The organism is Catenulispora yoronensis (assembly GCF_039531695.1).
Taxonomy (GTDB): Bacteria; Actinomycetota; Actinomycetes; order Streptomycetales; family Catenulisporaceae; genus Catenulispora; species Catenulispora yoronensis.
On record NZ_BAAAQN010000083.1, the window covers coordinates 18,733 to 45,006 of the forward strand.

At 71.7% G+C, this 26,274-nt stretch carries 21 protein-coding genes and 1 pseudogene; 8 read left to right on the plus strand and 14 right to left on the minus strand.

Annotated features, from left to right (window positions below; genetic code table 11):
• Positions 1–62 precede the first annotated feature (62 nt).
• Complete coding sequence (locus tag ABD481_RS41965; protein WP_344671494.1) at positions 63–716, plus strand: Bax inhibitor-1/YccA family protein; 654 nt, start codon at positions 63–65, stop codon at positions 714–716.
• Positions 717–833: 117 nt separating this feature from the next.
• On the opposite strand, the gene ABD481_RS41970 is transcribed toward ABD481_RS41965, so the two are convergent.
• Positions 834–1,661: an SAM-dependent methyltransferase gene (locus ABD481_RS41970; protein WP_344671495.1), complete on the minus strand. Its 828-nt coding sequence runs from the start codon at positions 1,659–1,661 to the stop codon at positions 834–836.
• 386 nt (positions 1,662–2,047) lie between these two features.
• Here ABD481_RS41970 and ABD481_RS41975 point away from each other — a divergent pair, with 386 nt between their 5' ends.
• Together ABD481_RS41975 and ABD481_RS41980 are read left to right on the plus strand one after the other, a co-directional pair.
• Entirely contained in the window at positions 2,048–2,608 is a 561-nt protein-coding gene (locus ABD481_RS41975; RefSeq protein WP_344671513.1) for a TetR/AcrR family transcriptional regulator, read from the plus strand.
• A complete protein-coding gene (locus ABD481_RS41980) occupies positions 2,605–4,011 on the plus strand; it encodes an MFS transporter (protein ID WP_344671496.1) in 1,407 nt (468 codons plus the stop codon). The genes ABD481_RS41975 and ABD481_RS41980 overlap by 4 nt, the downstream gene beginning before the upstream one ends.
• On the opposite strand, the gene ABD481_RS41985 is transcribed toward ABD481_RS41980, so the two are convergent.
• From ABD481_RS41985 to ABD481_RS42000, 4 genes are all read right to left on the minus strand, one after another.
• Positions 3,974–5,905: a helicase HerA-like domain-containing protein gene (locus tag ABD481_RS41985; protein ID WP_344671497.1), complete on the minus strand. Its 1,932-nt coding sequence runs from the start codon at positions 5,903–5,905 to the stop codon at positions 3,974–3,976. The genes ABD481_RS41980 and ABD481_RS41985 overlap by 38 nt on opposite strands.
• Before the next feature lie 5 nt (positions 5,906–5,910).
• Positions 5,911–6,621, minus strand: a complete 711-nt coding sequence (locus ABD481_RS41990) for a PspA/IM30 family protein (RefSeq protein WP_344671498.1) — start codon at positions 6,619–6,621, stop codon at positions 5,911–5,913.
• 44 nt (positions 6,622–6,665) lie between these two features.
• A complete protein-coding gene (locus tag ABD481_RS41995; protein WP_344671499.1) occupies positions 6,666–8,804 on the minus strand; it encodes a TPM domain-containing protein in 2,139 nt (712 codons plus the stop codon).
• 109 nt (positions 8,805–8,913) lie between these two features.
• On the minus strand, positions 8,914–10,779 hold the full coding sequence (locus ABD481_RS42000; protein ID WP_344671500.1) for an ATP-binding cassette domain-containing protein: 1,866 nt from the start codon (positions 10,777–10,779) through the stop codon (positions 8,914–8,916).
• 72 nt (positions 10,780–10,851) lie between these two features.
• Here ABD481_RS42000 and ABD481_RS42005 point away from each other — a divergent pair, with 72 nt between their 5' ends.
• Together ABD481_RS42005 and ABD481_RS42010 are read left to right on the plus strand one after the other, a co-directional pair.
• On the plus strand, positions 10,852–12,228 hold the full coding sequence (locus tag ABD481_RS42005; RefSeq protein WP_344671501.1) for an aminotransferase class V-fold PLP-dependent enzyme: 1,377 nt from the start codon (positions 10,852–10,854) through the stop codon (positions 12,226–12,228).
• Between the two features lie 61 nt (positions 12,229–12,289).
• Positions 12,290–12,679, plus strand: a complete 390-nt coding sequence (locus ABD481_RS42010) for a VOC family protein (protein WP_344671502.1) — start codon at positions 12,290–12,292, stop codon at positions 12,677–12,679.
• 90 nt (positions 12,680–12,769) lie between these two features.
• Here ABD481_RS42010 and ABD481_RS42015 read toward each other — a convergent pair whose 3' ends face one another.
• From ABD481_RS42015 to ABD481_RS42040, 6 genes are all read right to left on the minus strand, one after another.
• Positions 12,770–13,417 carry a DUF1269 domain-containing protein gene (locus ABD481_RS42015; protein WP_344671503.1) on the minus strand — a complete coding sequence of 216 codons (648 nt, stop codon included), beginning with the start codon at positions 13,415–13,417 and terminating at the stop codon, positions 12,770–12,772.
• 45 nt (positions 13,418–13,462) lie between these two features.
• Positions 13,463–13,711: a helix-turn-helix domain-containing protein gene (locus ABD481_RS42020; RefSeq protein WP_344671504.1), complete on the minus strand. Its 249-nt coding sequence runs from the start codon at positions 13,709–13,711 to the stop codon at positions 13,463–13,465.
• A complete protein-coding gene (locus tag ABD481_RS42025; RefSeq protein WP_344671505.1) occupies positions 13,711–14,364 on the minus strand; it encodes a DUF2975 domain-containing protein in 654 nt (217 codons plus the stop codon). Before ABD481_RS42025 ends, ABD481_RS42020 begins: the two co-directional genes overlap by 1 nt.
• A gap of 89 nt (positions 14,365–14,453) precedes the next feature.
• Positions 14,454–15,890 (minus strand): MFS transporter, encoded by a 1,437-nt coding sequence (locus ABD481_RS42030; RefSeq protein WP_344671514.1) that lies wholly within the window; start codon positions 15,888–15,890, stop codon positions 14,454–14,456.
• A gap of 110 nt (positions 15,891–16,000) precedes the next feature.
• Positions 16,001–17,029: a glutamate ABC transporter substrate-binding protein gene (locus tag ABD481_RS42035; protein ID WP_344671506.1), complete on the minus strand. Its 1,029-nt coding sequence runs from the start codon at positions 17,027–17,029 to the stop codon at positions 16,001–16,003.
• On the minus strand, positions 17,026–18,294 hold the full coding sequence (locus ABD481_RS42040) for a hypothetical protein (protein ID WP_344671507.1): 1,269 nt from the start codon (positions 18,292–18,294) through the stop codon (positions 17,026–17,028). Before ABD481_RS42040 ends, ABD481_RS42035 begins: the two co-directional genes overlap by 4 nt.
• A 218-nt stretch (positions 18,295–18,512) precedes the next feature.
• On the opposite strand from ABD481_RS42040, the gene ABD481_RS42045 reads away from it, so the two are divergent.
• Complete coding sequence (locus ABD481_RS42045; protein ID WP_344671508.1) at positions 18,513–19,886, plus strand: beta-propeller fold lactonase family protein; 1,374 nt, start codon at positions 18,513–18,515, stop codon at positions 19,884–19,886.
• A 97-nt stretch (positions 19,887–19,983) separates the two neighbouring features.
• On the opposite strand, the gene ABD481_RS42050 is transcribed toward ABD481_RS42045, so the two are convergent.
• Positions 19,984–23,415: a fibronectin type III domain-containing protein gene (locus ABD481_RS42050; protein ID WP_344671509.1), complete on the minus strand. Its 3,432-nt coding sequence runs from the start codon at positions 23,413–23,415 to the stop codon at positions 19,984–19,986.
• A 174-nt stretch (positions 23,416–23,589) separates the two neighbouring features.
• On the opposite strand from ABD481_RS42050, the gene ABD481_RS42055 reads away from it, so the two are divergent.
• Positions 23,590–24,267 carry a hypothetical protein gene (locus ABD481_RS42055; RefSeq protein ID WP_344671510.1) on the plus strand — a complete coding sequence of 226 codons (678 nt, stop codon included), beginning with the start codon at positions 23,590–23,592 and terminating at the stop codon, positions 24,265–24,267.
• Between the two features lie 319 nt (positions 24,268–24,586).
• On the opposite strand, the gene ABD481_RS42060 is transcribed toward ABD481_RS42055, so the two are convergent.
• Both ABD481_RS42060 and ABD481_RS42065 read right to left on the minus strand, forming a co-directional pair.
• Positions 24,587–24,748, minus strand: coding sequence for a zinc-binding dehydrogenase (locus ABD481_RS42060; protein WP_344671515.1), 162 nt, complete (start codon positions 24,746–24,748; stop codon positions 24,587–24,589).
• 43 nt (positions 24,749–24,791) lie between these two features.
• A pseudogene (locus tag ABD481_RS42065) lies at positions 24,792–25,103 on the minus strand (zinc-binding dehydrogenase); the annotation flags it as partial.
• Between ABD481_RS42065 and ABD481_RS42070 the strand changes: the two are divergent.
• On the plus strand, positions 25,080–25,769 hold the full coding sequence (locus tag ABD481_RS42070; protein ID WP_344671511.1) for a TetR/AcrR family transcriptional regulator: 690 nt from the start codon (positions 25,080–25,082) through the stop codon (positions 25,767–25,769). The pseudogene ABD481_RS42065 and the gene ABD481_RS42070 sit on opposite strands and share 24 nt — an antisense overlap.
• Positions 25,770–26,274 lie beyond the last annotated feature (505 nt).

The following is a 26,274-nucleotide window of genomic DNA, read 5'->3' on the forward strand; positions in this document are numbered from 1 at the left end:
CGACTGCCGACCCGACGGGTCCGGCGCACGATGAAATCCGCTCAGGCGGGTAGGGAGTGGACGTGTACGAAACGACAACGGCGCGCCGGGCCGGCTATGGCATCTCGACGAACACCTTGTTCGCGCGCACCATGACGTATGTCGCGGCCACCGCCGGGCTGTTCGCGGTCGGCGCCTACCTGGGCCGCAACCTGAACCACGGGGCCGGGTTCATCGCCTTCATCGCCGCCTTCGTGGCGCTGATCGCGATGCGGTTCACGGCCGAGAAGTCGCGGGAGGCCACGGTCGTCCTGCTCGGGGCGTTCGGCCTGATGATGGGCATCGCGATCTCGCCCACGCTGGTCTACTACGCGACCACGGATCCGAAGGCGCTGTGGCAGGCCGGCGGCGCGACGGCGCTGTTCATCCTGGCCCTGGGCTCGGCCGGGTACGCCACCAACCGGGACCTGTCCGGCGTGGCCCGGATGAGCTTCTGGGCGCTGGTGGCGCTGCTGATCTTCGGCGTGGTGGCCATCTTCGTGAACATCCCGCACGCCTCGGTGATCTACAGCGTGGCGGGCCTGGTGATCTTCGCCGGCTTCACGCTGGTGGACTTCCAGCGGCTGCGGCGCAACCAGGACATCGTCTCGGCGCCGCTGCTGGCCGCGTCGATCTTCCTGGACATCCTCAACGTGTTCCTGTTCTTCCTGAGCCTGTTCGGCGGCCGCAGGAACTGAGCGGAAAAGAGCGGAAAAGAGCGGGCCGGAGCCGGGCCGGAGAACCGGAACCGGGTCGCGACGACGAGAAGGCCGCCGGGCGATCCGCCCGGCGGCCTTCTCGCGTCTGCCCGGTCCTCAGCTCTCCGGGATGCGGGCCAGCACGCCGTACGTCCGCAGGATCGATACCTCGTTGCTGTTCGGCTCCGGCTGCCACTGGTCCACCGTGACCAGGCCCGGGTCCTCGATCTCCAGCCCGGTCAGCCAGGCGGCGATCTCCTGGGGCTCGCGGTTGATGAACGGCACCTTGGTGGAGCGCCGGTAGTCGTCGAGCATCTCGGCCTGCTCGCCGGGGTGCGCCAGGTCGGGCGCGGCGTGCGAGAGCGCCAGATAGCTGCCGGGGGCGACGGCGCCGATGTAGGAGCGCAGGATCCCGGCCGGGTCCTCCTCGTCCGGGATGAAGTGCAGCACCGCGTTCATCAGGACCGCCACCGGCCGGGACAGGTCCAGGGTGCGCCCGACCAGCGGGTGCTCCAGCACGCTCTCCGGGCGCCGCAGGTCGGCCAGGACGGCCTCGGCGCCGTCGACGTCCTTGAGCAGGTGCCGGGCGTGCGCGATGGCGACCTGGTCGATGTCGACGTAGAGCACCTTGACGTCGGGGTTCACGGCCATCGCGACCTCGTGCACGTTGCCGACCGTCGGCACGCCGGAGCCCAGGTCCAGGAACTGCGTGATCCCGGCCGGGCCGGCCAGGTGCCGCACCACCCGGCCCAGGAAGGCGCGGTTCGCGCGGATCGCCGCCACCAGCGTCGGCATCGCGGTGGCGGCCCGCCGGCCGGCCTCCCGGTCGGCCTCGAAGTTCTGGCTGCCGCCGAGCCAGAAGTCGTAGATCCGGGCCGGGCTCGGCTGTGAGGGGTCAACATCGGGAAGGCTCAGCGCGAGCTCCGCAACCTCGATCGCGTCCATGCGCACAAAGGTACGCGCGCGGCGCGGATTTCACGACAGGACGATCAGTACAGAGCGATCAGTCCCCTCACGTTTCAATCGCCGCAACCGGGTACCCGGAGCATCGATCGACGGCTGCACCGCTCGGCGGCCCACGGGGGCCCGAGCCGACCTGGAACAACCCACGGAGGAACGACGATGACCACTGTCTTCGCGGAGGCGGCTGTGGTCCGCCGCGCCCGGCTCACGATGGTGATCCGGCGGATGCTGATGATGTGGATCGTCCGCGGCGGCTGAGGGGCGCGACTGAGGGGTGCGCCGATGGGGCGCGCCGGTGGGGCGCGGTCGACCCGTTGTTACTTGTTAGTGAGTAGTAACATGCCAGCATGGCGACGGTGTCGAAGAAGATGACCGCCGACGAGCGCCGGGCGCAGATCCTGGCGGTCGCGGCGGAGGAGTTCGCGCTCGGGGGCCTGCACGGCACCTCGACGGAGACCATCGCGCGGCGCGCGGAGATCACGCAGGCGTACGTCTTCCGGTTGTTCGGCTCGAAGAAGGCGTTGTTCATCCAGGTGGTGCAGCGGGCCTTCGAGCAGTTGACCGGCGCCATGCGGGAGGCGGCCGGGGACCGCACCGGCCTGGAGGCGCTGTCGGCGATGGGCCTGACGTACGACTCGTTGCTCGGCGATCGCACCGCGCTGCTGTTGCAGTTGCAGGGGTTCGCGGCGGCGAGCGAGCCGGAGGTCCGGGACGCGGTCCGCGACAGTTTCGCGCGGATGTGGGGCACGGTCGCGGACACGACGGGGCTGGAACCGGTGACGGTGAAGTCGTTCCTGGCGTTCGGGATGCTGCTGAACAACAGCGCGGCGCTGGAGCTGCGGGACGTGGACGAGCCGTGGGCGCTGGGCGTGCGGACCCGTATCCAGCCCGGCTTGTTCACTCATATCACCAGTGAGACCAACCAATGACCGCCGCCACGGTGGCCGCCGAGGACCGGCGGGCCGCGGACGCGCTGACCCGGACGCTGCTGCTGATCGCGCTGGTCGTGGCGATCGCCGGGAGCCTGGGCTCGCCGCTGATCACCAGCGTCGCGACCACGCTGCACGTGTCGTTGGCGGCGGCGCAGTGGACGCTCACGGTGTCGCTGCTGGTCGGCGCGGTGGCCACGCCGGTGCTGGGCCGGCTGGGCACCGGCGCCCGGCGGCGTCCGGTGGTGCTGGGCACGCTCGGCGTCATCGTCGTCGGCAGTGTCCTGACGGTCCTTCCGCTGTCGCTCCCGGTGCTGATCGCGGGGCGGGCGGCGCAGGGCTGCGGGCTGGCGTTGCTGCCGTTGTTGATGGCGGCGGCGCGGGAGCGGCTGGACGCGGCCCGGTCGGCGGCGGCGATCGCGATGATCTCGGTGGCCTCGACGGTCGGCGTCGGCATCGGCTATCCGCTGGCCGGGTACCTGACCGACGTCGGCGGGATCCGGGCCGCCTACGGCGCCGGGCTGGTCGGGACGACGGTGGCGTTCGTCGCGGCGGCGCGGGCGTTCCCGGAGTCGCGGCAGCCGTCGGCGCCCGCGCCGGACGCGGCCGCGAGCGCGCTGCTCGGCGCCGGGCTGCTGGTGCTGTTGTTCGTGCTGGGCGAGGTCAGCCTGTGGCAGCACCATCTGCCGGTGGCCGCCGCGCTGGTGCTGGCGGCGGCCGCGCTGCTGGCCGGGTGGGTGCTGCGGGAGCGGCGGCTGCCGACACCGCTGGTGGACCTGCGGCTGCTGCGGCACCGCGCGGTGGCGGCGGCGAACGCCGCGATGCTGGTCGCCGGGGTGGGCATGTATCTGCTGCTGTCCTGCATCACGCGCTACGTCCAGACGCCGCACGCGGCCGGGTACGGCTTCGGGCTGAGCACGTTCGCGGCCGGGCTGTTCCTGGTGCCGTTCTCCATCCTCGGATTCGTCGCCGGGCGTATCAGTCCTCGGCTTCGCGAGAAGCTGTCGGCTCCGGCGTTGTTGAGCGGCGCCACGGCCGTCGTGCTCGTCGCGTTCGTGGTCTTCGCCTTGGTGCGGAGCACTGTGGCCGGGCCGCTGGTCTCCATGTCGCTGCTCGGGTTTGGCGTCGGTGCGTTCTCGGCGGCGATGCCCGCGGTGATCCTCGCCGTGACTCCGGCGCAGGAGACGGCCAGCGCGATGGGCGTCAACCAGGTGGTGCGGAGCATCGGGTTCTCGATCGGCAGCACGCTCAGTGCGCTGGTGCTGGCGGCCGCCACGCCGGCCGGCTCCGTCTTCCCGAAGGAGGACGGCTACGGCACCGCAGCGTGGATCGGCGTCGGCGTGACGCTGTTGGCGCTGGGCCTGGCTAGCGGCGCTTCCGCGTCCCGAACAAGTTCCGAGTGATCTCGCGGACCGCGGTGTTCACGGCCTGCTTCACAGTGCCGTTGCCCAGGTACTGGTCGATGAGGTTCGGCGGCGCCTTCTGACTGGCCGGGGCACGCCGGGCTTCCTTCTCGGCGCGGGCGGCTTCGGTTTGCTGCCGTTTGGCTTCCTCGTCGGCGGCTTTCTGCGCCGCCGCGTCCGCCGCCGCCTTCTCAGCGGCCATCTGCGCCTCGAGTTCGCGCGCGGCGAGGATTTCGTAGGCTGATTCGCGGTCGATCGCCGCGCCGTACTTCGCCATCTGCGGGGAGGCCGTGACGGCGCCCTGCACGAGGGCCGGGTCCGCCTCGGCCATCAGCGACTCCGGCGCCCGCAGCCGGGTCCACGCCACCGGCGTCGGCGCGCCCTTCTCCGACAGCACGGTCACCACGGCCTCGCCGATGCCCAGCTGCTGCAGCAGTTCGCCGAGGTCGTAGCCGGACTTGGGGAACGTCGACACGGTCGCCTTGAGCGCCTTGGCGTCGTCGGGGGTGTAGGCGCGCAGGGCGTGCTGGACGCGGTTGCCGAGCTGCGCGAGGACGTCGCCGGGGACGTCCTTAGGGGTCTGGGTGACGAAGAAGATGCCGACGCCCTTGGACCGGATCAGCCGCACGGCCTGGGTGATCGCGGACAGGAAGTCCTTGGAGGCGCCGTTGAACAGCAGGTGCGCCTCGTCGAAGAAGAAGACGAGCTTGGGCCGGTCCAGGTCGCCGACCTCGGGCAGGCGCTCGAAGAGTTCCGCGATGAGCCACATCAGGAACGTGGAAAAGAGCTCGGGCCTGGTGGCCACGCCCGGCAGCTCCAGCAGCGAGACCACGCCGCGGCCGTCGGGGGCGGTGCGGATCAGGTCCATCGCGTCGAACTCGGTCTCGCCGAAGAACGGCTCGGCGCCCTTCGCCTCGAACGCGACCAGCTCGCGCAGGATCACCCCGGCGGTCTGCGACGACAGGCCGCCGATGGTCTTCAGCTCGGCCTTGCCCTCATCGCTGACCAGGTACTGCACAACGCTGCGCAGGTCCTTGAGGTCCAGCAGCAGCCAGCCCTTGGTGTCGGCGTAGTGGAAGACCAGGCCCAGCGAGGACTCCTGGGTGGCGTTGAGCCCGAGGACCTTGGCCAGCATGGTCGGCCCGAACGCGGTGACGGTGGCCCGGATCGGCACCCCGGTGCCCTGCCCGCCGAGAGTGTAGAACTCGCACGGGAACGCCGTGGCGCTCCACTGCTGACCGAGCCCGGCGGTCCGGGCCAGCAGCTTCTCATCGCCACTGCCGGGCACGGCCATGCCCGACAGGTCGCCCTTCATATCGGCCAGGAACACCGGCACCCCGGCCGCCGACAGCTGCTCGGCCAAGCCCTGCAAGGTCTTGGTCTTGCCGGTACCGGTCGCACCCGCGACCAGACCATGCCGGTTGAGCATCGCCAACGGCACCTGGATCTGAAGATCGGCCCGCGGCTCGCCATCGACGACCAGCGCGCCGAAGTTCAGGACCGGGCCGTCGAAGGCGTAGCCGTCGGCGATGGCGCGCGCCGGGTCGGCGGGTGGCTCGGCAGCTGGCTCGGCGGGTGGTTCGGCGGGTGGTTTCGGGTCGGCGGATGGTTGTGGAGCGGCTTCGGCAGCTGGTTGCGGAGCATCTGCGGCTTCGGTTTCGGCGGCAGCTGGCTCGGCGGCGGCCGTCGGTTCGGCGGCAGTCGGCTTTGGAGCAGCCGGTTGCGGAGCATCTTCGGCTTCGGCTTGGGCAGCAGCTGGCTTGGCGGCGGCAGTCGGTTTGGCTTTGGCAGGCGGTTTGGTCGTAGTCGGCTCGGGCTCGGCGGCGGCCGTCCGGCCCGCCGAAGCGCTCCCGGCGCTCTCAGTACTCTCAGTACTCTCGGCAGTCTTCTTCATCGTCGTCACTGTGCTTTCAGCGCGGCCAGGCGCTTGGCGACCTCGGCCTGGTCGGCGAGGCCTTCGAGGTCGTTGAACTGTGCGTCGAGCGAGGAGGCGGCGAGTTCCTGGGCGCCCTTCACCTTCGCTTCTTCGCGGCGGACCTTGTCCTCGAAGCGGCTCACCTCGCTGGACGGGTCCATGATGTCGATGCTCTTGAGGGCGTCGTTGACGCGGGACTGGGCTTCGGCGGACTTGGAGCGGGCCACCAGTTCGTCGCGTTTTGTCTTGAGCTGGTCGAGTTTCTCCTTCATGGAGTTCAGGCCGGCCTTCAGCTGGTCGACGACTTCCTGCTGGTTCTTGATCAGTGGGGTGGCGGCCTTGGTCTGGCGCTCGGCGGCCAGCTGGCGTTCCAGCGCGACCTTGGCGAGGTTGTCGAAGCGGTCGGCCTCGGGGGTGTCGCCGCCGGCTCGTAGCGTGTCGGCGCGCTGGCTGGCCGCCAGGGCCTTCTCGCCCCATTCCTGCGCGGCCTTGGCGTCCTCGGCGTTGTCGGCCTCCATCAGGCGCAGGTTGCCGATCGTGGAGGACACCGCCTGCTCGGCCTCGGCGATGTTGTTGGTGTAGTCGCGGATCAGCTGGTCCAGCATCTTCTGCGGGTCCTCGGCGGAGTCCAGCAGGGCGTTGATGTTGGCCTTGGCCAGCTGCTTCACGCGGCCGAGGATGGTCTGCTTGGTCATCGGGGTGCCTTTCTCGCCGTTGGTGCCGCCGGAGGGCGGACGGGTCAGAACCTGCCCCCGCCGCCGAGCCGGCCGCGGGTGCCGCCGCCGCCGAAGCTGCCCGGTCCCCCGCCGCCGCTTCCGAATCCGCCGCGTGACGGCGCGGACCACCCGCCGCCGCGTCCGGTGCCGCCCCGGCCACTCCGGCCACCGCCCCGGCCGCCGCCGAGCAGGTCCCCGAGGATGATGCCGCCCAGCACGGCGCCGCCCATCGAGCCGCCGGAGCGGCCGCCGCCATAAGGGGACTGATACTGGTCGGCGTCGTTCTGCGCGGCGGACAGCGCCTGCCGGGCGCGCTGGTCGGCCTGTTGCGCCAGCGTCAGGGCCTGCGCGGCGTCGGTGCCGGCGGCCGCCGCGGACTGCTGGAGCAGCCGCTTGGCCTCGGCCAGGCGGGTCCGGGCCTGGCTGCCGACGGCGCCGCGCCGGGTGGCGACGAAGTCCTCGGCGGCGGCGATCTCGCTGCGCGCGGTCATTGTGGCCTGCTCCAGCAGGCTGCGGGCCCGCCGGTCGTTCTGCTCCTGCTCACGCACCGCGTTCAGCGCCTCGTCGAGCAGTGCGTCGGCCTCCTCGGCGCGGCGCAGGGCGTCGATCGGGTCGTAGCGGCCCGCGAGCTCGGCTCGCAGCGCGGTCACCACCTGCTCGGCCCGGCCCGCGCGGCCGGCCAGGTCGGCCAGGTCCGGCGCGGCCGCGGCGCCCCGGGACGCCGCCAGCGCCCGGGCGTCGGCCAGGTCGGTGTCCATCTCGGCCAGCGCGGCGGGCAGCTTCGAGGCGGCGGTGTCGAGCTCGGCGGCGCGCCGGTCGACGGCGTCCAACAGCAGCTGGGCCTGCTCTACGCCGGCCTCGGCGCCGCGGATCAGGACCGCCGCGCGCCGCTTGTCACCGGCATCCAGCGCGACCCCGGCCGCGCCGAGGCTGTCGTCGGCGAACGCCAGCCGGTCGGCGATCTGCTGCGGGTGCCCGGCCAGCGGTGCGGTGGCGGAGTCGGCGTATCCGTCGCACAGGCGCTGGAAGGCGGCCAGCACCGGCGCGACGCGCTCGTGCTGCGCGTCGGCCGCGCGGCGGGCCGTGGCGAGCGCCTGCGGCGCGTGCTGGACCAGGGCGCGGAGCCGGTCGAAGGACTTCACCTCGGCGTCCAGCCGGTCGTTGGCCCGGCGGCAGCGGTCGATGATCTCGGTCAGCATCCGACGCCTGGTGGGCTCGTCCTCGGGGATCTCGTCGTCGAGCGCCTGCCGGATCCGGAAGGCGGCGGTGAGCTCGGCTTTGGCGTCGGCCAGCGCGTCGGCGAACTGCGCGGTGGTCTCGTCGCCGAACTCGGCGGAGGCGAAGCCGAGTTCCTCCTCGCTGGTGCGGACGGCGTCGTCGGTGGCGACAAGCGCGTGTTTGGCGGTGGCGTCCAGCTCGACGACCGGCGCCGGGCCGCCGGCGCTGTGCGTCGGCGCCGGCCGCCGCCGCCTGGTGCGCGAGTAGGCCCAGACCCCGGCCGCGCCGAGGCCGCCTACCACGACCACCGTCCCGGCGAGCGCGGCGCCGCTGACGCCGGTGGAGGAGTCGCCGGGGTCGGGGACGCCCGGGGTGACGGCGACGGCGGGTATGGGCAGGCCGGAGACGACGGCGCCGATGCCCTGCGCGGCCCCGATCGCGGCGCCGGCCCAGTCGTTCAGGCGCAGCGCGGGCTCGACGGCGGCGGTGGCGACGGAGGCCATCTGCGCGGCGGTGACGCCGGAGTCGGTGTCCGTGGAGTACCCGTACTGGCGCGCATGAGTGGCGACGGCGAGCAGCACGTCGTGCAGGCCCAGGCCGCTCTTGGCGGCGGTCTCGTTGGCCCAGTCGGCGGGCGCCCGGCCGGAGAAGTCGCGGACGTAGGCGACGAACAGCTGGATGCCGTGCTGGGTGTCGAGCTGGGTGAGCGCGGCGGCTACCTCGCCGCGGCGGCCGCCCAGAGCGTTGACCTTGTCGGTGATCTGGCCGACGCGTTCGAGCTGGATCGGCGCGTCGGCCGGGAACGGCGCGCCGGTCGGCTGCGGGATCGCGGCGTGTGCGGGGGCCCAGGCGGCCGAAGCCCAGGCCGCTCCGGCCCCGAGCAGCAGCGTCCCCAGCGCGGCGGTACGGCAGGCGAGCGCCCGCGTCCGTGTCGCCTTCGCCATGGCCGCCTCTCAGCTTTCGCCGTCAAGCACTTGATCGACCTGCTGGGATCGACCCTAGGCAGCGCTCCGGCGCCCCCGCGACTTGAGGCACCCCGAAGGGTCACGCGGCCTACCGCGCCGCCCGACGGCACTTGCGCGCGAGCACCGCCCACGCCGCGACCAGGAACAGCACCGTGAACCCGCCGAGCCAGAGCCAGCCACGGACCGCGGAATGCGCGAAGGTGTCGCCGTAGGACGCCAGCAGCGGCGGGCCCATCGGGGAGGCGCCGTGCGCCCACAGCGCGTCCAGGTCCACGCCGGAGCCGAGCGCCTCGAACGCCCAGCGGTTGGTCATCGCCCAGCTCAGGCCCGCGCCGAGCGCGCTCATCCGCGGGACCGGGACGAACGCGCCGCTGAACAGGACCTGCGGGAAGCACAGCAGCGGCAGCATGAGGGTGGCCTGCCCGGGCTCGGCGACCGCCGCCGAGGCCAGCAGACCGAGCGCCAGGGCTGCGGCCGAAGCCAGGACCGCGGTGACGAACAGCGAACCGAGGACGCCCGCGTCGGCGGCGGGCAGCCGGTCGAGGAGCCGGAGCACGGCCAGCAGCAGCGCGTCGGCCGCGACCAGCACCGGCAACAGGATCGCGACCTTCGCCATCAGATAGGGGCCGAGCCGCAGCATCGTGAGACGTTCGCGACGGACGATGGGGAGCTCGGTGCAGATCTGGAGCAGGCCGTAGGTGAGGCCGAAGAAGAAGGCGCCGAACGCGATCCAGAAGCAGATCATCGCGGTGGAGGAAGGATCCGGCGAGGCCGGGTCGAAGGCCCCGGGGCGGAACAGCATCGCGAACATGGCGATGATGACGAGCGGGGACCCGACGAGAACGGCCGCGGACAGCCGGTTGCGGGCCAGGATCTCGGCCGAGCGGCGGGTCAGGAGCCACCATTGGCGCAGGGGGCCGATGAGCTTCGGGTCGGTCGCGCTGTCGGCGGCGGACGACATCGGATTCTCCGACTTGGTGTCCGCGCGAGGCGCGCCTTCGAGCCCGGTCTGAAATGCGGACTCGGATTCGGGCTCGGATTCGGGCTCGGATTCGGTCTCGGATTCGGGCTCAAGTTCGGACTCGCGCTCAGCTTCGGATTTGAACTCCGGCTCGGACCCGGGCTCGGATTCCGACTCGGACCCGGCTCCGAGGGCTTCGAGTTCGCGGTCGCGGTCATAGTCGTGGTCGGATTCGGGCGCGGATTCGGACTCGGCCGGGACCGAGGGCGCTTCCGCCGCCGCGCCGTAGGCCTCCTCAACGCTGTCCGTACCGAAATGCTTCAGCAAGCCGTCCGGCGCGCCGCGATAGACCAGGCGCCCGTCCGGGGACAGGAACGCCACCGTGTCGGCGCGCAGCAGGTCCGCCGGGGTGTGGGTGGTCAGCACGATCGTCGTGCCCTGATGCGCCAGGCCGCGCAACAGCTTGAGCAGTGCCGCGCCGGCGGCGGGATCGAGCCCCGATGTCGGTTCGTCCAGGAACAGCACGCGCGGGCGGATCAGCAGCTCCACGGCGATGCTGGCCCGCTTGCGCTCGCCACCGCTGAGCAGTCCGACCCGCTGGCCGGCCACAGCGGTCAGGCCGAGGTCCGCCAGCGCGCGCCGGACCGCCCCGTCGATGTCCTCGGACCGGGTCCCGGCCGGGAGGCGGAGCTCGGCGGCGTAGCGCAGGGTGCGGGACAGTGGCAGGTCGCGGTGCACGATGTCGTCCTGCGGGACGTAGCCGAAGCCGCCGCCGCGCGGGGCGGGCGGACGGGTGCCGTGCCGGACCGAGCCCTCGTCCGGGGGCCGGATGCCGGCCAGCACCTCCAGCAGCGTGGTCTTTCCGGCGCCGCTGGCTCCGGCGATGACGAGCACCGAGCCGGGCCGGGCGGACAGCGACACGTCGCGCAGTACCTCGCGGTCGCCGGCCACGCGCAGCCGGACGCCTCGGGCTCTTATTCCGGTCGCCGTCATCGCAGCCCCTTCATGAAGAATTTGTGTCGAGCTGATACGGCACCCTGGCAGATCAGGTGCACATAATGAGCCATGACCGCCATTTCCACGCTCCGTGCCACCGAGTTCGGCTATCTGGACGAGCAAGGGCAGGTCTATCTCGACCACACGGGCGCGGGGCTGCCCGCGCGGCGCCAGCTCGACGCGCACGCGGAGCGGATCCGCAGTGCCTGCTTCGGGAATCCGCACTCTGAGAATCCCACGTCGCTGGCCTCGTCGCTGCTGGTGGAGCAGACCCGCACGGCCGTGCTCCAGCACTTCAACGCCGATCCGGCGGAGTACGCGGTGGTGTTCACGCCGAACGCCACCGGCGCGTGCCGGCTGGTCGGCGAGGCGTTCCCGTTCGACAAGCGCTCGCGGCTGGTGCTGCCGTTGGACAACCACAACTCGGTGAACGGCTTGCGGGAGTACGCGCGGGCCGGCGGGGCACGGACGGTCTACGTGCCCTTCTCAGGTCCGGACCTGCGGATCGACGACGACGCGATCCGGCAGGCGCTGGCCGAGGGCCGCTCGCGTCGCGGCCTGTTCGCCTATCCGGCGCAGAGCAACTTCACCGGCGTGCAGCATCCGCTGCGCTGGATAGCGACGGCCCAGGACCTCGGATACCAAGTACTGCTGGACGCGGCCGCGTATGTGCCGACGAACCGCTTGGACCTCGGCGCCGTCCACCCCGATTTCGTGACGGTGAGCTGGTACAAGGTCTTCGGCTATCCGACCGGTCTGGGCTGTCTGATCGCCCGCCGCGCGGCCCTGGCGGGGCTGCGGCGGCCGTGGTTCTCCGGCGGCACGATCCATGTGGTCAGCGCGCAGGGCGACTGGCACAAGATGGCCGACGACGAGACGGCGTTCGAGGACGGGACCCTCAACTTCTTGAGCATCCCGGATGTCACGGTCGGGCTGCGCTGGATCTCCGACATCGGCCTGGACGCCATCCACGAGCATGTCGCCGGCCTCACCGAGCGCCTGCTGACCGGGGCCGCCGCGCTGCGGCACGGCAACGGCGAACCGCTGGTCCGCCTCTACGGCCCGACCGACGGTTCCCGCCGGGGTGCCACGGTGACGCTCAACGTCCTGGATCCCGAGGGCGCGATCGTCGACGAGCGCACCGTCAGCCGGGACAGCGCCGCGCGCGGCATCTCGTTACGGACCGGCTGTTTCTGCAACCCCGGCGCGGGCGAGGCGGCCTTCTCCATATCCCGCCGCCTGCTGTCCGGCGCGATCCGCCGCACGACCGGGACCATCGACGACTATCTCCAGCGGCTCGGGCTGCCGTCCGGGGGCGCGGTCCGGGTCTCGTTCGGGCTGTCGTCGTCGCCGGAGGACGTCGACACGTTCTTGGAGTTCGTCGCGGCGCAGTATCGGGACCGGCCGCGGGCGGACGACGGGCTGACTCCTCGCGAACGCTGTTGAGCTGCGCTGACCTGCGTGTCTTCCTTGATAGACCGATCCCGACCCGCCTATGGTGTGGCGCATGAGGATCCGTCTCACCAGCGTCTACGTCGACGACCAGGCCAAGGCTCTGAGTTTCTACACCGACGTGCTCGGCTTCGTGAAGAAGCACGACGTGCCCGTGGGCGCGGACCGATGGCTCACGGTGGTCTCGCCGCGCGAGCCGGAAGGCACCGAGCTGCTGCTGGAGCCGTCGGACCATCCGGCGGTGGGCCCGTACAAGGCGGCGTTGGTCGCCGACGGGATCCCGGCCGCGCAGTTCGCGGTCGAGGACATGCAGGCCGAGTACGAGCGGCTGATCGGGCTCGGGGTGCGGTTCACGCAGGAACCGCGGGAGACCGGGCCGGTGACCACGGCGGTGCTGGACGACACGTGCGGCAACCTGATCCAGCTGCTGTACCGCGAGTCCTGAGGTCGCGCTCACAGCGACCGGCGTCATGAACGGCCCGGCGCCGGCGGGAAACCTCCCGCCGGCGCCGGACCGTCGTCACGGAAGCCTCGGTCACTTCTTGGCGCCGGCCTCCGCGGGCTTGGCCGGACCGGGCTTGGCCACACCGGGCTTGGCCGCTCCCGGCTTGACCGCACCGGGCTTGACCGCACCGGCCTTGACCGCGCCGCTCTTGACCGCCGACGCCGCGTCGGCCGCACCGGCCGCGTAGGACTCGTCCTCCGAGAACGCGGCGCGCAGCTGCGCCTCCTGCTCGGCGCTCAGGTTGGTGCTGATCAGCTCGGCGTGCGCGCCCTCGAAGGCCGGCTTCACCCGGTCCGCGACCGCGTCCTGGGTCAGCAGGAACAGCGCCGAGGTGCCGGGCTTGATCTTCGCCTTCACCTGCTCGATGAAGTCCTTGCTGATCCCGACGTCGGCCATCGAGCCGCCGAGCGCGCCGGCCGCGGCGCCGATCGCCGCCCCGAGCAGCGGGACGAAGAAGATCAGGCCGAACAGCAGGCCCCAGAACGCGCCGCCGAGGGCGCCGGAGCCGGTCAGGTTCGACAGCTGCCTGGTCTTGGGCTTCTTGGCCTGCTCCGGCCAGGCCACCACCGCCCCGTCCTTGATCGAGACGAGTTCCTGCTTCTGCATCTGCTCCAGCTGGCCGAGCAGTTTCTCCGCGCCGTCCGCCTCGTGGAACTTCCATACCGTCAGGGTCGCCACGTGCTGTGCCTCCTTCGCGTTCACACACCGGTCGTGATCAGTCGATCACGAGACGGAGCCGATCGCCTCCGGAGAGCGGTAACCGAGAAGATCACCGGGCTGGCAGCCGAGCGCGGCGCACAGAGCGGTCAAGGTCGAGAAGCGGACAGCCTTGGCGCGGCCGTTCTTCAAGATCGACAGGTTCACGACACTGACGCCGACCTTCTCGGACAGCTCGGTCAGGGTCATGCCGCGCTCGGCGAGCAGCCGGTCGAGGTGGACGGTGATGGCGTGCGGCTCGCCGTCGTCGGGCATCAGATGGTCCCGTCCAGGTCTTCGCGCATGCCGACGCCCTCGCGCAGGATGCGGGCCAGCGTGATCAAGGCCACGGCGATCAGCAGGACGGTCCAGTTCACATGCCAGAACGGGGCCCAGAAGGTGCCGTTGAAGTGCTCCGGGACCAGGTCGTTGTAAAGGTGCACGCTGCCGACGGTACGCAGCGCCGCCACCGCCGTCTCGCCGGCCAGCAGCGTCCAGCCCAGGAACTGGACCCGGCTGACGACCTCGGTCCGGTAGACGCCGCCCTTGGCGGCGATGGTCAGCAGCCGCGAGGTCAGGCCGAAGGCGACGAGGAAGAACGGGAGGCCGAGGCCGTTGGCCAGGGTACTGGCGAAGGCTTGGTGGTTGTTCGCGTACTGGACGCAGACCCGGGACTCGTGGACGTTGGTGGTGACGGAGGTCCACTCCATGGTGTGGATCTGCGGCGGCATGAGCTGGTCCGGGACGGTCAGGCAGGCCGTGCCGCGGTGCCAGCCGAACGAGTGGCCGCGGGCGAACAGGAGGTTGATCGCGGCGATCAGGAAGACGACGAGCGCCACGTAGTAGGTGACGCGCACGATGACGACCAGTGGCTGGAGCGGGTTGCGGAGCCGGCGCGGGCGGGCGGCGGCATTGCTCGGTGTCGTCACGGTTCCCCCTGGCATATCGAATATCGATGGTATCGATAAACGTAATGGAGGGATCGGGGGATGGCAATGGGGCGGGCGGGGCGGGCGGATCAGGCGTCGGCCAGGACGGTCGGCTGCGCGGAGGCGTCCGGGGAGGAATCCGCAGAGGAATCCGCAGACGCCTCCGAGGCGTCCGAAGCACTCGAAACGTCGCCGGCGTAGGCCTGCGCGACCGCCGCCCGGTTGAAGACCGGCCAGGTCGTGGCGGCCACCGCGACGGCGACGACGAAGGCGACCCAGTAGGTCGCGGTCAACCCGAAGTGCGCGCTCACCACGCCGCCGAGCAGCGCGCCGACGCAGTTGCCGCCGGCGGCGATGAACAAGTTGGTGCTGCCGACGCGGCCGAACATCTCCGGCGGTGTCAGCCGCTGGCGCAGAGAGTTGGCGACGATGGACCACAGCGCGCCATGGATGCCGAAGGCAAAGAACGCCGCACCGACGACGTAGGCGTTCAGCGAGGTCGCCAGCACCAGGTGGAAGGCGGCTTCGACGATCAGGCCGACGCGGATCGTCCAGGTCGCCGTGACGGCGCGGACCAGGCGGTCGCCGAGCGCGGAGCCGAGGATGCTGCCCACGGCCATGGCCGTGAACAGCGCGCCGTAGCCGACCGAGCCGAGGTGCAGGCGGTCCTTCGTGAGCAGCACCAGGACCGCGAGGGCGGCGGTGAGGGTGACGTTGAGCAGGCCGATCAGGACGGCCATCGTGCGCAGCAGCCGCTGGCGGATCAGCCAGCGGAAGCCTTCGGCCATCTCGGACCAGACGGCGCGGAGGCGTTCGGGTTTCGGCGGCGGGGCGGCCGCTCCCCCAGCGATCTCGGCCATCTCGGCCATCTCGGCCGTTCCGGCGCGCCTCGGTCGCGGAACCCCGCGATACGTGCCCACGACCGCCGTGGTGAGCACGGCGCTGACCGCGTACGTCGCCGCGTTCCCCCAGTACGGGATGCTGGCGGCGACGACGAACAGCGCGGCGCCGAGCGGGCCGGCGATCATGTTCTGCGTCACCGTGACGCCGCCGATCAGCCAGCCGTTGGCCTTCTCCAGCCCCTCGCGCGGCACCACGGCGGGGATCATCGCCTGGCTCGCCGAGCGGAACACCACCTCGCCGGCGTTCACCATGAACAGCACGGTGTAGATGAGCGGGATGCCGGCGTGCCCGGTCACGAGGGCGGCGGCGAGCAGCGTCATCAGGGCCACCCGGGCCCAGTCGATCCAGATCATCAGCCGGCGCCGGTCGACGCGGTCCACCAGCACGCCCCCGGGCAGCGCGAACAGCAGCCAGGGCAGCCAGGCCACGGCCTGCGCGGCCGAGATCGTCAGCGGGCTGTCGGTGCGGGAGGCGATCAGCAGCGGCGTGGCGACCGTGGCCAGGCCGACGCCGAGCGCCGAGGCGGTGCCGGCGAGCCAGAGCTTCGTGAAGGCGGGACCGAGCCGCACCGTGTTGCCCGCACCGCCCGCACTGCCCGGACTGCCCGCACCGCCCTTACCGATCTTCGCCACAATCAACGACGGTAACAGCAGCACAAGGACCGAAGTCCGCAGTTAGCGCTTACTGCACGGCCCGGATCAGGGAAGTAGGCAAACGATCACCGTCAGCGAGCTCACTGGTAGTCCGGAGGCGGCGGCGCGGGCACCGGACCGAGCTTGTCGCCGACCCACCGGGTGTAGATGGCGGTCCACGTCCCGTCGGCGCGGATCTTCTCCAGCACGCCGTTGACGAAGCGGACGAAGTCCGGCTCGCCCAGGGGCATGCCCAGGCCGTGCCGCTCGTAGGTGAAGCGCGGCCCGACGATCGTGGTGTAGGGGTCCTGGATCTGCAGGCCGAGCAGGATCAGGTCGGTGGTCGACACCGCGTCCACCTGGCCCTGCTGGAGCATGACCAGGCAGTCGGCCCAGTTCACCGCCGAGACCGGCACCACATGGTAGGCGGGGTTGGCCAGCGTCTGGATCGACGTGGTCCCGGCCGCCGCGCACGCCTTCCGCCCCGCCAGATCGGCCAGACTCCTCACCGGCGACGACTGGTTCACCAGGATCCGCTGCCCGGCGTCGAAGTAGTCCGAACTGAACGCCACCTGCTTGGCCCGCTCGCAGTCGACGGTGAAGATGTCCGCGACGATGTCCACCGAGCCGTCCGTCAGGGAACTGATCCGCTGCGCCTTGGTGATCGCCTTGTACCGCACCTTGTCCGGCGACCCGAAGATCGCCTTGGCGACCTCCCGCACGAAGTCGATGTCGAACCCGATCAACGGCGCCGCGCCGGGATCCGTCGACGGATTGCGGTACCCGAACAGATAGCTGTCCTCATCCACGCCCGCGATCAAATACCCGCGCTGCGAGATCCGCGCCATCGTCGACCCGGCCGGCATCTGCCCCGGCGGCGGCAACGGCCCCGGCCGCGGCGTCTTCTCGCACCCCGAGACCGGCACCCCGCCCGACGGCCCCGGCGGCATCGTGGTGACCCCGTCCGGGAACGGCGTGAGCTGCGGCGGATTCGCGGCCGCGCGCGAAGAGGCGGCGGAGGGCGGTGCGGGAAGAGTGCTACAGGCTGCTGTCAACGCGGCGGCGACGGTGAGGAGCGCCGCGAGCAGCGCGGTGCCGACGCCACGGTTCCGCTGATCTGCCCTCGTCATCGGTACTCCCTCAGCCGTCGGTACATCCCGTACCCCGCCGCCGCCAGCGCCACCACGGTCAGCGCCACCGTCGCCGCGGCGAGGCCGTCCAGGTCGCCGTGCCCCGCACGGACCGCGGCCAGGTATTGCGCCTCCTCCGCGTCCGCGCCCTGGCGCAGGTCCTGGTCCACGCGGAGGAAGGCCGCGTCCGAGCCGCCGGCGGCGGGCTGGGTCAGCAGTCGCAGTGCCTGTACGTTCGCCGCGTTGTCCGGTTGCGGCAGGGTCTCGGCCGGCACCAGTGCGAGGTGGGCCGCTCCCCAGCTCTGGCGCGCCAGCCGGGCATCGTCCGCGTAGGCGCCGTGGTCGTTCTTCAGGAGGCTGTCCAGGGTCGCGGTCGCCTTGGCGAAGTCGTTCTCGTAAGCGCCCACGTCCTCGCCGCGCGCCGCCAGGCCGAGCAGTTCGTCGCCGTGGGCCTCCACCGCCGCCAGGTCGGTCGCGATCGCCGTGTCCGCGGCCTGCCAGTGCGTCTTGGCCTTCGCCACCGCGTCGCCCTCGTCGGGGCCGGCGAACCCGGTCCACACCGCGATCACGGCCACCAGCGTCGTCGCCCCGAGCAAGCCGGGGTTGATCCGCCGCCGGGTGCGCCGCCGGACGAAGGTCTGCGTCACGAGCAGCGCCACGATCGTGGCCCCGGCCATCACCAGTTCCAGGGTGTAGTCCGTTCCCGCGGCGTCGTCGTCGGCCTTCAGCCGGTCGCTCTCCACCTTCAGCGCGGTCTGCGCGGCGGGCAGCAGCCGGTCCCGCAGCAGCGCCGAGGCCTCCCGCAGATACGCCGCGCCGACCGGCAGGTTCTGGCGGGCATCGGCCAGCGCGGTGCCGATCAGCTTCGTGAACACCGGCAGCCCCGCCAGCAGTTCGCCGTCGGCCGCCCGCAGGGCCGCCGAGCCGCGGGTGTCGGCGTCGACCGCCGCCAGGTTGGCCGACACGCGGCTCAGGTCCGCCGCGTAGCGCTCCTCGCCGGAGGTGCCGGCCTGCGCCGCGCTCAGGAACGTCTCGGCGGAGGCCGCGTCAGCGTCGGACAGGTCGCGGTAGATGTCCTCGGCGGCCACCGCCAGCGGTTCGGCGGTGCTCACCGCGTGCCGCAGATCGGCCTGCCGGTCCGCCACGGACACCGAGACGGTCACCCCCAGCACCGCGATCAGCGCCGACGACACCGCGCTCCCGAGCCGCAGCCCGGTCCTGGTCGACACCCGCCGCCGGGGCGGCGTGGCAAGGTACTGCGTCACCTACGCGACTCTAGGGAGGCGCTCCCCGCGACGACAAGACAAATCCTTGTTCCCGCGCGCACCGCTGTTCGCCGCGCCACCTAGGGGACACTCCCGTTCCCTCGATCGGGCGACCCCGGGACAGCGACACAGGACTCTGAGTCAATGCGGCCCTATGCTCGGGCCGCCTCGACCACCGAGGCCGCCCGCAGGGGCGGCCGCTCCCCCTAGGAGCCCGCGTGACCTGGTCTTCTCAGCACCACTCCACTCCGTCCGCCGCGCAGCCGCCACCGCGGTCCGCCGCCGGCCGCCGCACCACGGCGTTCGCCGTCAGTGTGCTGACAGCCGCCACGCTGTCGGCCTTCGCCGCCGTCCCGGGCCACGCCGACACCGGCGCCCCGCTGCCAGGCGGCACCTACGTGTACGTGGCGAACGCGGGCTCCAACACGGTCTCCGTCATCGACACCGCCTCCCAGTCCGTCGTCGCGAGCATCCCGGTCGGCTCCGCCCCGACCGCCGTCGCGGCCTCCGCCGACGGGCACCGCGTCTACGTCACCGACTCCGGCTCGTCCGACGTCGCGGTCATCGACACCGGCGCCGCCTCCGGCCCGGCGGTGGTGGCCACCATCCCGGTCGGCCGCCAGCCGCAGTCCGCCGCGCTGTCGCCGGACGGCGGCCGCCTGTACGTGGGCAACGACATCGCCGGCACGGTGTCGGTCATCGACACCGCCACGAACACCGTCCTCACCACGGTCGGCGCCGGGCCCGGCGCCGAGGGTCTGGCCGTCTCCCCCGACGGCTCCCGGGTCTACGTCGCCGACACCGGCGGCTCCTCGGTCACCGTCCTGAACGCCGCCGACAACACCGTCGTCACGACGGTCCCGGTCGGCGCCGCCCCGATCAACCTCGCGGTCACCCCCGACGGCAAGCACGTCTACGTGCCCGACTACGGCAGCGGCGACGTGGCCGTGATCGACACCGCGACGAACGCCGTCACCTCGATCCCGATCGGCGGCCGCCCGCACAGCGCCGCCGTGAAGCCCGACGGCTCCACCGTCTACGTCACCGACGCCGCCTCTGGCAGCGTGGCCGTCATCGCCACCGCCTCCAACACCGTCACCACCTCGTTCAGCGTCGGGGCCGCGCCGCACGGCATCGCGCTGAAGATCGTCCCCGGCGGCTCGTCGGCCTATGTCGCCGACTTCGGCGCGGCCGGCGTCTCGGTCGTGGACCTGGCCAGCGGCACCACCGCCTCGCCGATCCGCGTCGGCAACAACCCGGTGGACCTCGCGGTGTCGGTGATCAAGCCGGCCGCGACCGCGCTCAGCGCCGGGACGGCGACCCTGACGATCCTCCCCCTCGGCGAGGCCAACCTCAACGCCACCCTCACCACCGCCGGCGTCCCGATGGTGAACCAGACCATCTCGTTCACCGACGTCAACGGCTACCCGCTGTGCAGCGCGAAGACCGACCTGAGCGGCCACGCGGCGTGCAGCACCTCGCCGGGGCTGCTCGACTCGGTCGGCGTCCTGCTCAGCGGCTACAAGGCCACGTTCGCGGGCAACCGGAGCTACCTGCCCTCGTCCGCGCACGGGAACACGGCGCTGCTCTAGCCACTCAGAAGAACAGCGACGGAAACCGCGCGAGCGGTGGCCCCGGAAATCCCGGGGCCACCGCTCGCGTCATCGATCGATCTTCTCGGTCAGCCGCTCAGCTGTGTTTGAACACCACCGTCGCGGCCAGCCACACCGTCGACTTCCCGGTCCCGAACGTCGCCGCGGGCGTGGCCCCGGACGCCGGCACCTGGTCCTCGACCACGAACTCCATGTCGCTGGCGCCCGACACGTTCACCCGCTGGTTGAACCCGCTGCCCGCGGTGAGCGTGTCGCCGAATCCCGAGTCGGCGTAGAAGCCGACCGCCAGCTCACCGGCCGCCGCGACGGCCGCGGTCGCGCCGGCGGACACCGTCGCGGACGCCGACGTGGTCCCGGAGGCGTGCGACTGCGCGTCGACCGCCGCGAGCCCGGCCGCCGTCGACAACCCCGAATATTCGAGGGCTGCCACGCCGACGTCCGCCGACGACGACAGGGTCGCCGTCACCGTGGGCCTGGTCCCGCCGCCGGCCGTGATCGGCGCGCTCCACACGCTCATCTCCGTATGGTCGGAGGCGGTGAAATGGGTCAGCTCGGTATACGTGTTGCCCGCCGAGTCGGTGACCCCGGTCGCGGTCGCCGAGGAGGTGTTCCACACCCCCACCTCGACCACCAGCCGGTTGCCCACCGTGACCGGCGTCCCCAGCGCCACCGCCGCCGTCGTGCCGCTGCCCTTGTGGAGCGAGGACTGCTGCACGAACACCGGCGAGGAGACGTTCGTCGGGATCACCGCGTTCGACGGCGTCGAGGCCGCCCCGGTGCCGGCCGAGTTGGTCGCCGCCACCGTGAAGGTGTAGCTGGTGCCGTTGGTCAGGCCGCTGACGACCGTCGAGGTGGCCGGCGGGTTGCCGGTGACGACGGTCGGCGCCAGCGCGCCGCCGTTGGCGTACGGCGTCACCGTGTACGAGGTGATCGGCGCGCCGTTGGTCGCCGGGGCCGTCCACGCGACCGAGGCCGAACTGGCCCCGGGCGTCGCGGTGACCGCGGTCGGGGCGCCGGGCACCGACGGCGGCGCGGCGCTGATGTGCACGTTCGCGGCCACCGACGGCACGCCGGCCTTGTTCACGATGAACAGCATGTAGTCGCCGGGCGGGGCGACGGCGCCGTTGGCCGGGGCCTGCACCGACAGCGTCCCGCTGCCCGCCGTGAAGGACAGCGGCACGAAGTGCTGGTCCATGTCCGACTGGTGGGTGTCGGTGCCGTAGGAGACCAGGTTGACCGCGGAGATCGAGGCGGCGTCCGGCGTGGTCACCGTCATCGAGCCGCCGTAGATCGCCGAGCCCGGACCGGTGGTGATGGTCGGGCGCGGGCCGTTGAACAAGTACGAGGGCGAATACACCTGCGCGTTGTACTGGCCGGCGTCCGCGACCCCGGTCGGGTGACCGCCGCCGGCGATCAGCACCGTGCCGTCGGGCAGCAGCACCGCCGTGGAGTGGTAGTTGCGGGCCGCGGCGATCGAGCCGATCGTCGTCCACTGGTTCGTCGCGGGGTCCCAGATCTCCGAGGGCAGCGTCCCGGTGGTCACGATCTGCTGGTCGGACGTGGCCTCGCCGCCCACCGCCAGCACCCGGCCGTCGGCCAGGGTGGTCAGCGTGTGGTAGACCCGCGGGTAGTTCATCGGCGCGACCGGCTGCCAGGCCGGAGTGGTCGCGGTCAGGTCGATGGTGGCCGCCGAGGTGACCGAGTTGGTGGTGTTGATGACGCTCGCCGAGCCGCCGCTGTAGAGGATCTTGCCCGGGCGGTACATCACCGACGAGCCGTTCTTCAGCCCGCTGGGGCCGACCGAGGTCCAGGTCTGGGCGTTGGCGTCGAGCCAGTAGGAGGTGTCCTCCTCCGGGCCGATGGTGAAGATCTTGCCGTTCGGCGCGAGGTAGGAGAACGGGTACTCCTCCTCGTGCACCTGCGGGGTGCTGATCGCCGACAGCAGCGTCCAGGTGTTGCTCGCCGGGTCGTACACCTCGGGGGTGTCGGCCCAGGTGTTCGCGTCGCTGGTGTTGCCGCTGATCGCGACGTAGCGGCCGTCCGAGAGCTCGGTGAGGTCCGGGTACCAGCGCGCGTAGTGCATGTTCGCCATGCGGGTCCAGGCGTTGGTGGCCGGGTCGAAGATGTTGGTGTCGACGATGCCCAGCATGCCGTTCGCCGAGGCGCCGTAGCCGCCGGCCACCAGCACCCGGCCGTCCGGCAGCTTGGCCAGACCGGAGCAGAACAGGCTGTCGGTCGGGGTGGCGGTGGTGAAGGTCTGGGTCGCCGGGTCGTAGACGTGGGTGGGCTGCGGGCTCTGCCAGCCGTCCCAGACCAGGACCTTGCCGTCGTTGAGCACCGCCGAGTGCACGGCCACGATCGGCCAGGTCTGCAACGCGCCGAACTGGCCGTTCGGCACCGGGTCCGGCACCACGGTGTTCGAGGGCTGCGACACCGGTCCGGCGCCGATCGCGTTGGCCGCGCTGACCGTGAAGGTGTAGGGCACGGCGTTGGTCAGCCCGGTCAGCGTCGCCCCGGCCGCGGCCGGCGCGCCGGTCACCACGGTCGGGGTCCCGGCCACGCCGTCGGCGTAGGGCGTGACGGTGTAGGAGGTGATGGTCGATCCGCCGTCGGCGGGCGCGGTCCAGGTCACGGTGGCCGAGCCGTTCCCGGCCGCGGCGGCCACGCCGATCGGCGCCCCCGGCGCGGTGGCGGCCCCGGTGCCGGCGGCCTTGAGCACCACGGTCGCGGCCAGCCAGATCGTCGAGGCCCCGGTGCCGAAGGTGGCGCTCGGCGTCGCGCCGGCCGCCCCGGTGAGCTGCTCCTCGGCCGCCAGCTCCATGTCGCTGACGTGGGAGACGTTCACCCGGCTGGTGAATCCGGACCCGGCGGTCAGGGCGTTGCCGAAGCCGGAGTCGGCGTAGAAGCCGAGGGCGAGCTCGCCCGGCGCCGTCGTGGCCGCGGTGGCCCCGGCCGCGACCGTCCCGGCGGCGGTGGTCTTGCCGGTGGCGTGCGACTGGCCGTCCAGGACCGAGGCGCCGCCGACGCTGGAGACGCCCGAGTACTCCAGCACCGCGACGCCGACGTCGGCCGAGCCGGTCGGCTTGGCGGTCAGCGTCGGGATGGTGCCGCCGCCGGAGGTGACCGGCGCGGTCCAGACGCTCAGCTCGGTGCCGTCCGAGGCGGCGAAGTGCGTCAGCTCGGTGTAGGTGTTGCCGGCGGTGTCGGTCACCGAGGCGGCCGTCGCCGCCCCGGCGCTCCAGACGCCGACCTCGACGACCAGCCGGTCGCCGGTGGCGATCGCGGCGGTCGGCTTCACCGTCAGAGTACTGACGCCCCCGGCGCGCGCCCACGCCTGCTGGACGAAGGTCGGCGCGCCGCCCGCGGCGTGCGCCGGACCGGCCGGCCCGGAGACCAGGCCGACGGCCACGGCCCCGGTCCCGAGGGCCAGCGCCAGGGAGCTCAGTCCTTTCAGGGACCAGCGTCGTCCGGAGCCGGGTCTGGATTGCGCGGATGTACTCACTGTCATGGATCCCCCCAGGGTGCCGATGATGTCGCCCGTTCCGAGCGCGTGACATGCCGAATCCAGGATCGGACCAGCGCATTCACCCGCGATACCAGGGAGAACACTGAATCACTCGGGCGTACCGCGTGGGACAGAAGTGACAGGAGGGACGTCGGTCCGACAATCTAGGCTGGGATCATGGAACCCGCAGTCACTGGCGATGCCGCCGACGATGCCACCAAGACCGCCGATGTGGACGCCGACGCCGATACCGAGGACTTCGACGACGACGAAGACCTGTTGCTGTCCTACCTCGCGCAGTGTCCGATCACTGACGCGACCGCCGCGACGCTGGCCGCCGCCGCGCAGATCGACCTGACGAAGGTCGACGAGGCGGACCGGGCGTTGGTGGGACTCGGTTTCCTGAAGGACGGGATCGAGGTCGACGGCGCTTGGTACCGCCTGCCGGAGGGGCACCTCGTGTACGGCGACTACACGGTGGCCGTGCCGTTCGCGTACTCGTACGGCCTCGGCGGCGAACTGAACCCGGAAGACTACTGGGGCACGCTGCCCGGGTGGTCCAGCGCCGAGGAGGAGCCGGACCAGTTCCGGTCGCTGATCGAGGACGCCGTCCAAGCCTTCACCCGCGCCTTGGGCGCGCCGCCGGAGCGGGACGGCCGCACGCGGCAGCCGTTCGCGAACCGGATCGCGGCGTGGCGCGTGGGTGGCAATGTGCTGATTGTCAGCGAGGGCAAGGAACCGTATTCCTATTGGCAGGACGACCAGGCGCTCGTGATCATCACCGCCGCGCCCGGCGACCCGGGCGACCCGCTGCCGGAGGACGTCAACGACATGGAACGTCTGCGGAACTACTGAGGTCGGTGTCCGGCAGAGCAGTTCGCCGATAGCGTCGGCCCCGACTCCGTAGTCGGGCCCGACGCTATCGCTCGATACCGCTCGGACTAAGCGATGACGAAGTAGTGCGCCTCACCGAAGGAACCGCCGCCCCAAGGGATCTTGCTCGACTGGACGAGGATCACAGCGGCGTGTCCGCCTGCGCCTGCGCGCCGACGGTCAGCATGGTGACCGCAGCCGCCGTGGCGGCCAGCGGGGTGATGGTCTTGACGATGCGGGACCGGAATCGGGTCAGCACGGTGCTCCTCCAAGCACTGCTCGGGGGCGGACCGGAGGCAGGTCAGCGGCTCGGGTCGAGCAGCAGCTTCCCGGACGTCCGGCGCGACTCGATGTCGAGGTGGGCCTGTTCGGCGTCGCCCAGCGGGTAGCGGCCGCTGATGTCGACCCGCAGCTTGCCCTCGCGATATTTGGCGAACAGGTCCCCGGTGTGTTCCAGCAGCAGTGCCCGGGTAGACCAGCGTGCCCGCGCGGCGCAGCACTTCGGTCGACGGCCAGAACGTGGCCGCGCCGCCGCCGTCGAAGACCGCGTGCACGCCCGCGCCGTCGGTCAGGGCCCTGACCCGCTCCACGAAGTCGCCGTCGGAGGAGACGAGGACCTCGTCCGCGCCGGCGTCCTTGGCGATCGCGGCCTTCTCCTCGCGGGAGACGAGGCCGATCACCCGGACACCGCGCAGCTTCAGCAGCTGGGTGACCATCCGGCCGACTCCCCCGGCGGCGGAGTGCACGAGGGCGGTCTCCCCGGCGGCCAGCGGTGCGGACTCGGTGACGAAGTGATGCGCGGTGACGCCCTGCATCATCAACGCCGCGGCCACATCGCTGGGCACGTCGTCCGGGACCGGGACCGCGAGATCGGCGGCGAGCACGATCTTCTCGGCGTAGCTGCCGAACACCCGCACCCAGGCCACCCGGTCGCCGACCGCGAACCCGCAAAAATTGCGGCCTACTGTCGGTGGCAGCGCCGGGTCCCGGCAGGGAGTCGAACAGAAAGAGGTGCGCGCGATAAAGGCCAGCTGTTCCACTACTTCCCGGGCGGGAAGGAGGAACTGCTGCTCGCCGTCGCCCGCCACGAGGCGGAACGCGTCATCACCGATCAGCAACCCCACCTTGGCGCGCTGACCTCCTGGGCCGCGTGGCTCCGCTGGCGCAATGCCCTGATAGCCCGCTATCGCGCGCAGGGGCCGAGCTGCCCGCTCGGGACCTTGATGGACCAGGTCGGCACCACTCCCGGCGCGGCGGAGGTAGCCACGGCACTGCTCGACCGGTGGCAGGGCATGATCCGCGCGGGCATCGGCGCGATACAGGCCGACGGGCTCGTCGATCCCCGTCTGGACGCCGATCGCGCCGCGGCCGCGTTTCTCGCAGGGACCCAGGGCGGGGTTCTCATTCTTCGTTCGACAGGTGAGAGCACACATCTGGAGGCGGCTGTCGACTTGCTGATCGATCACCTGAAGGCAAGCCGGTGAGGGACAAAGCGCTCTCCGACCGGCGGCGATCGCACGACGGGCCGTCTCAGGATCCGACCACTTACCCCGGTTCTGCCCTCCGCAAGGATTACGGCCCGTAACTTCGGGGTAATCGTCGCCGCAGTCCACAACAAAAGTGGGCCGGTCGGGTGTGGCCGACCGGCCCACGCTTTTTTGCGCCAGGAGCGCGCGGGGATCAGCGCGCGGGGATCAGCGCGCCGACGGCGGCCGAGCAGGATCAGCCCGACATACGCGAGCGCCGCAGGACCGCCGGCCTGGCGGTCCGGCGGTCCTGCGGCGTCTGCGTCCGTTCCCGGGTCGTTCCCGCGTCGCCGCGTCGTCCTAGGCGGCCAGAGCGGCGGTCCGGCCGGTGCCGCTGGTGGCGTTGTTGCGCTTGATGGCCAGGGCGCCGGTGCGGCCCAGGAGCATGGCGATGGCCATGACGATGAGGGTGTCGGTGAGGGCGTCGACGCTGACCTGGTGGTCGTACATCCAGCGGCCGAGT

Bases quoted from the DNA above. Each gene is read 5' to 3' on its own strand.
- ABD481_RS41990 (WP_344671498.1), bottom strand. From the start codon at position 6,621: ATGACCAAGCAGACCATCCTCGGCCGCGTGAAGCAGCTGGCCAAGGCC.
- ABD481_RS42010 (WP_344671502.1), top strand. From the start codon at position 12,290: ATGAGGATCCGTCTCACCAGCGTCTACGTCGACGACCAGGCCAAGGCT.
- ABD481_RS41970 (WP_344671495.1), bottom strand. From the start codon at position 1,661: ATGGACGCGATCGAGGTTGCGGAGCTCGCGCTGAGCCTTCCCGATGTT.
- ABD481_RS41985 (WP_344671497.1), bottom strand. From the start codon at position 5,905: ATGAAGAAGACTGCCGAGAGTACTGAGAGTACTGAGAGCGCCGGGAGC.
- ABD481_RS42000 (WP_344671500.1), bottom strand. From the start codon at position 10,779: ATGACGGCGACCGGAATAAGAGCCCGAGGCGTCCGGCTGCGCGTGGCC.
- ABD481_RS42035 (WP_344671506.1), bottom strand. From the start codon at position 17,029: ATGACGAGGGCAGATCAGCGGAACCGTGGCGTCGGCACCGCGCTGCTC.
- ABD481_RS41975 (WP_344671513.1), top strand. From the start codon at position 2,048: ATGACCGCCGACGAGCGCCGGGCGCAGATCCTGGCGGTCGCGGCGGAG.
- ABD481_RS42020 (WP_344671504.1), bottom strand. From the start codon at position 13,711: ATGCCCGACGACGGCGAGCCGCACGCCATCACCGTCCACCTCGACCGG.
- ABD481_RS42005 (WP_344671501.1), top strand. From the start codon at position 10,852: ATGACCGCCATTTCCACGCTCCGTGCCACCGAGTTCGGCTATCTGGAC.
- ABD481_RS42070 (WP_344671511.1), top strand. From the start codon at position 25,080: ATGCGCGGTGACGCCCTGCATCATCAACGCCGCGGCCACATCGCTGGG.
- ABD481_RS41980 (WP_344671496.1), top strand. From the start codon at position 2,605: ATGACCGCCGCCACGGTGGCCGCCGAGGACCGGCGGGCCGCGGACGCG.
- ABD481_RS41995 (WP_344671499.1), bottom strand. From the start codon at position 8,804: ATGGCGAAGGCGACACGGACGCGGGCGCTCGCCTGCCGTACCGCCGCG.
- ABD481_RS42055 (WP_344671510.1), top strand. From the start codon at position 23,590: ATGGAACCCGCAGTCACTGGCGATGCCGCCGACGATGCCACCAAGACC.
- ABD481_RS42050 (WP_344671509.1), bottom strand. From the start codon at position 23,415: ATGACAGTGAGTACATCCGCGCAATCCAGACCCGGCTCCGGACGACGC.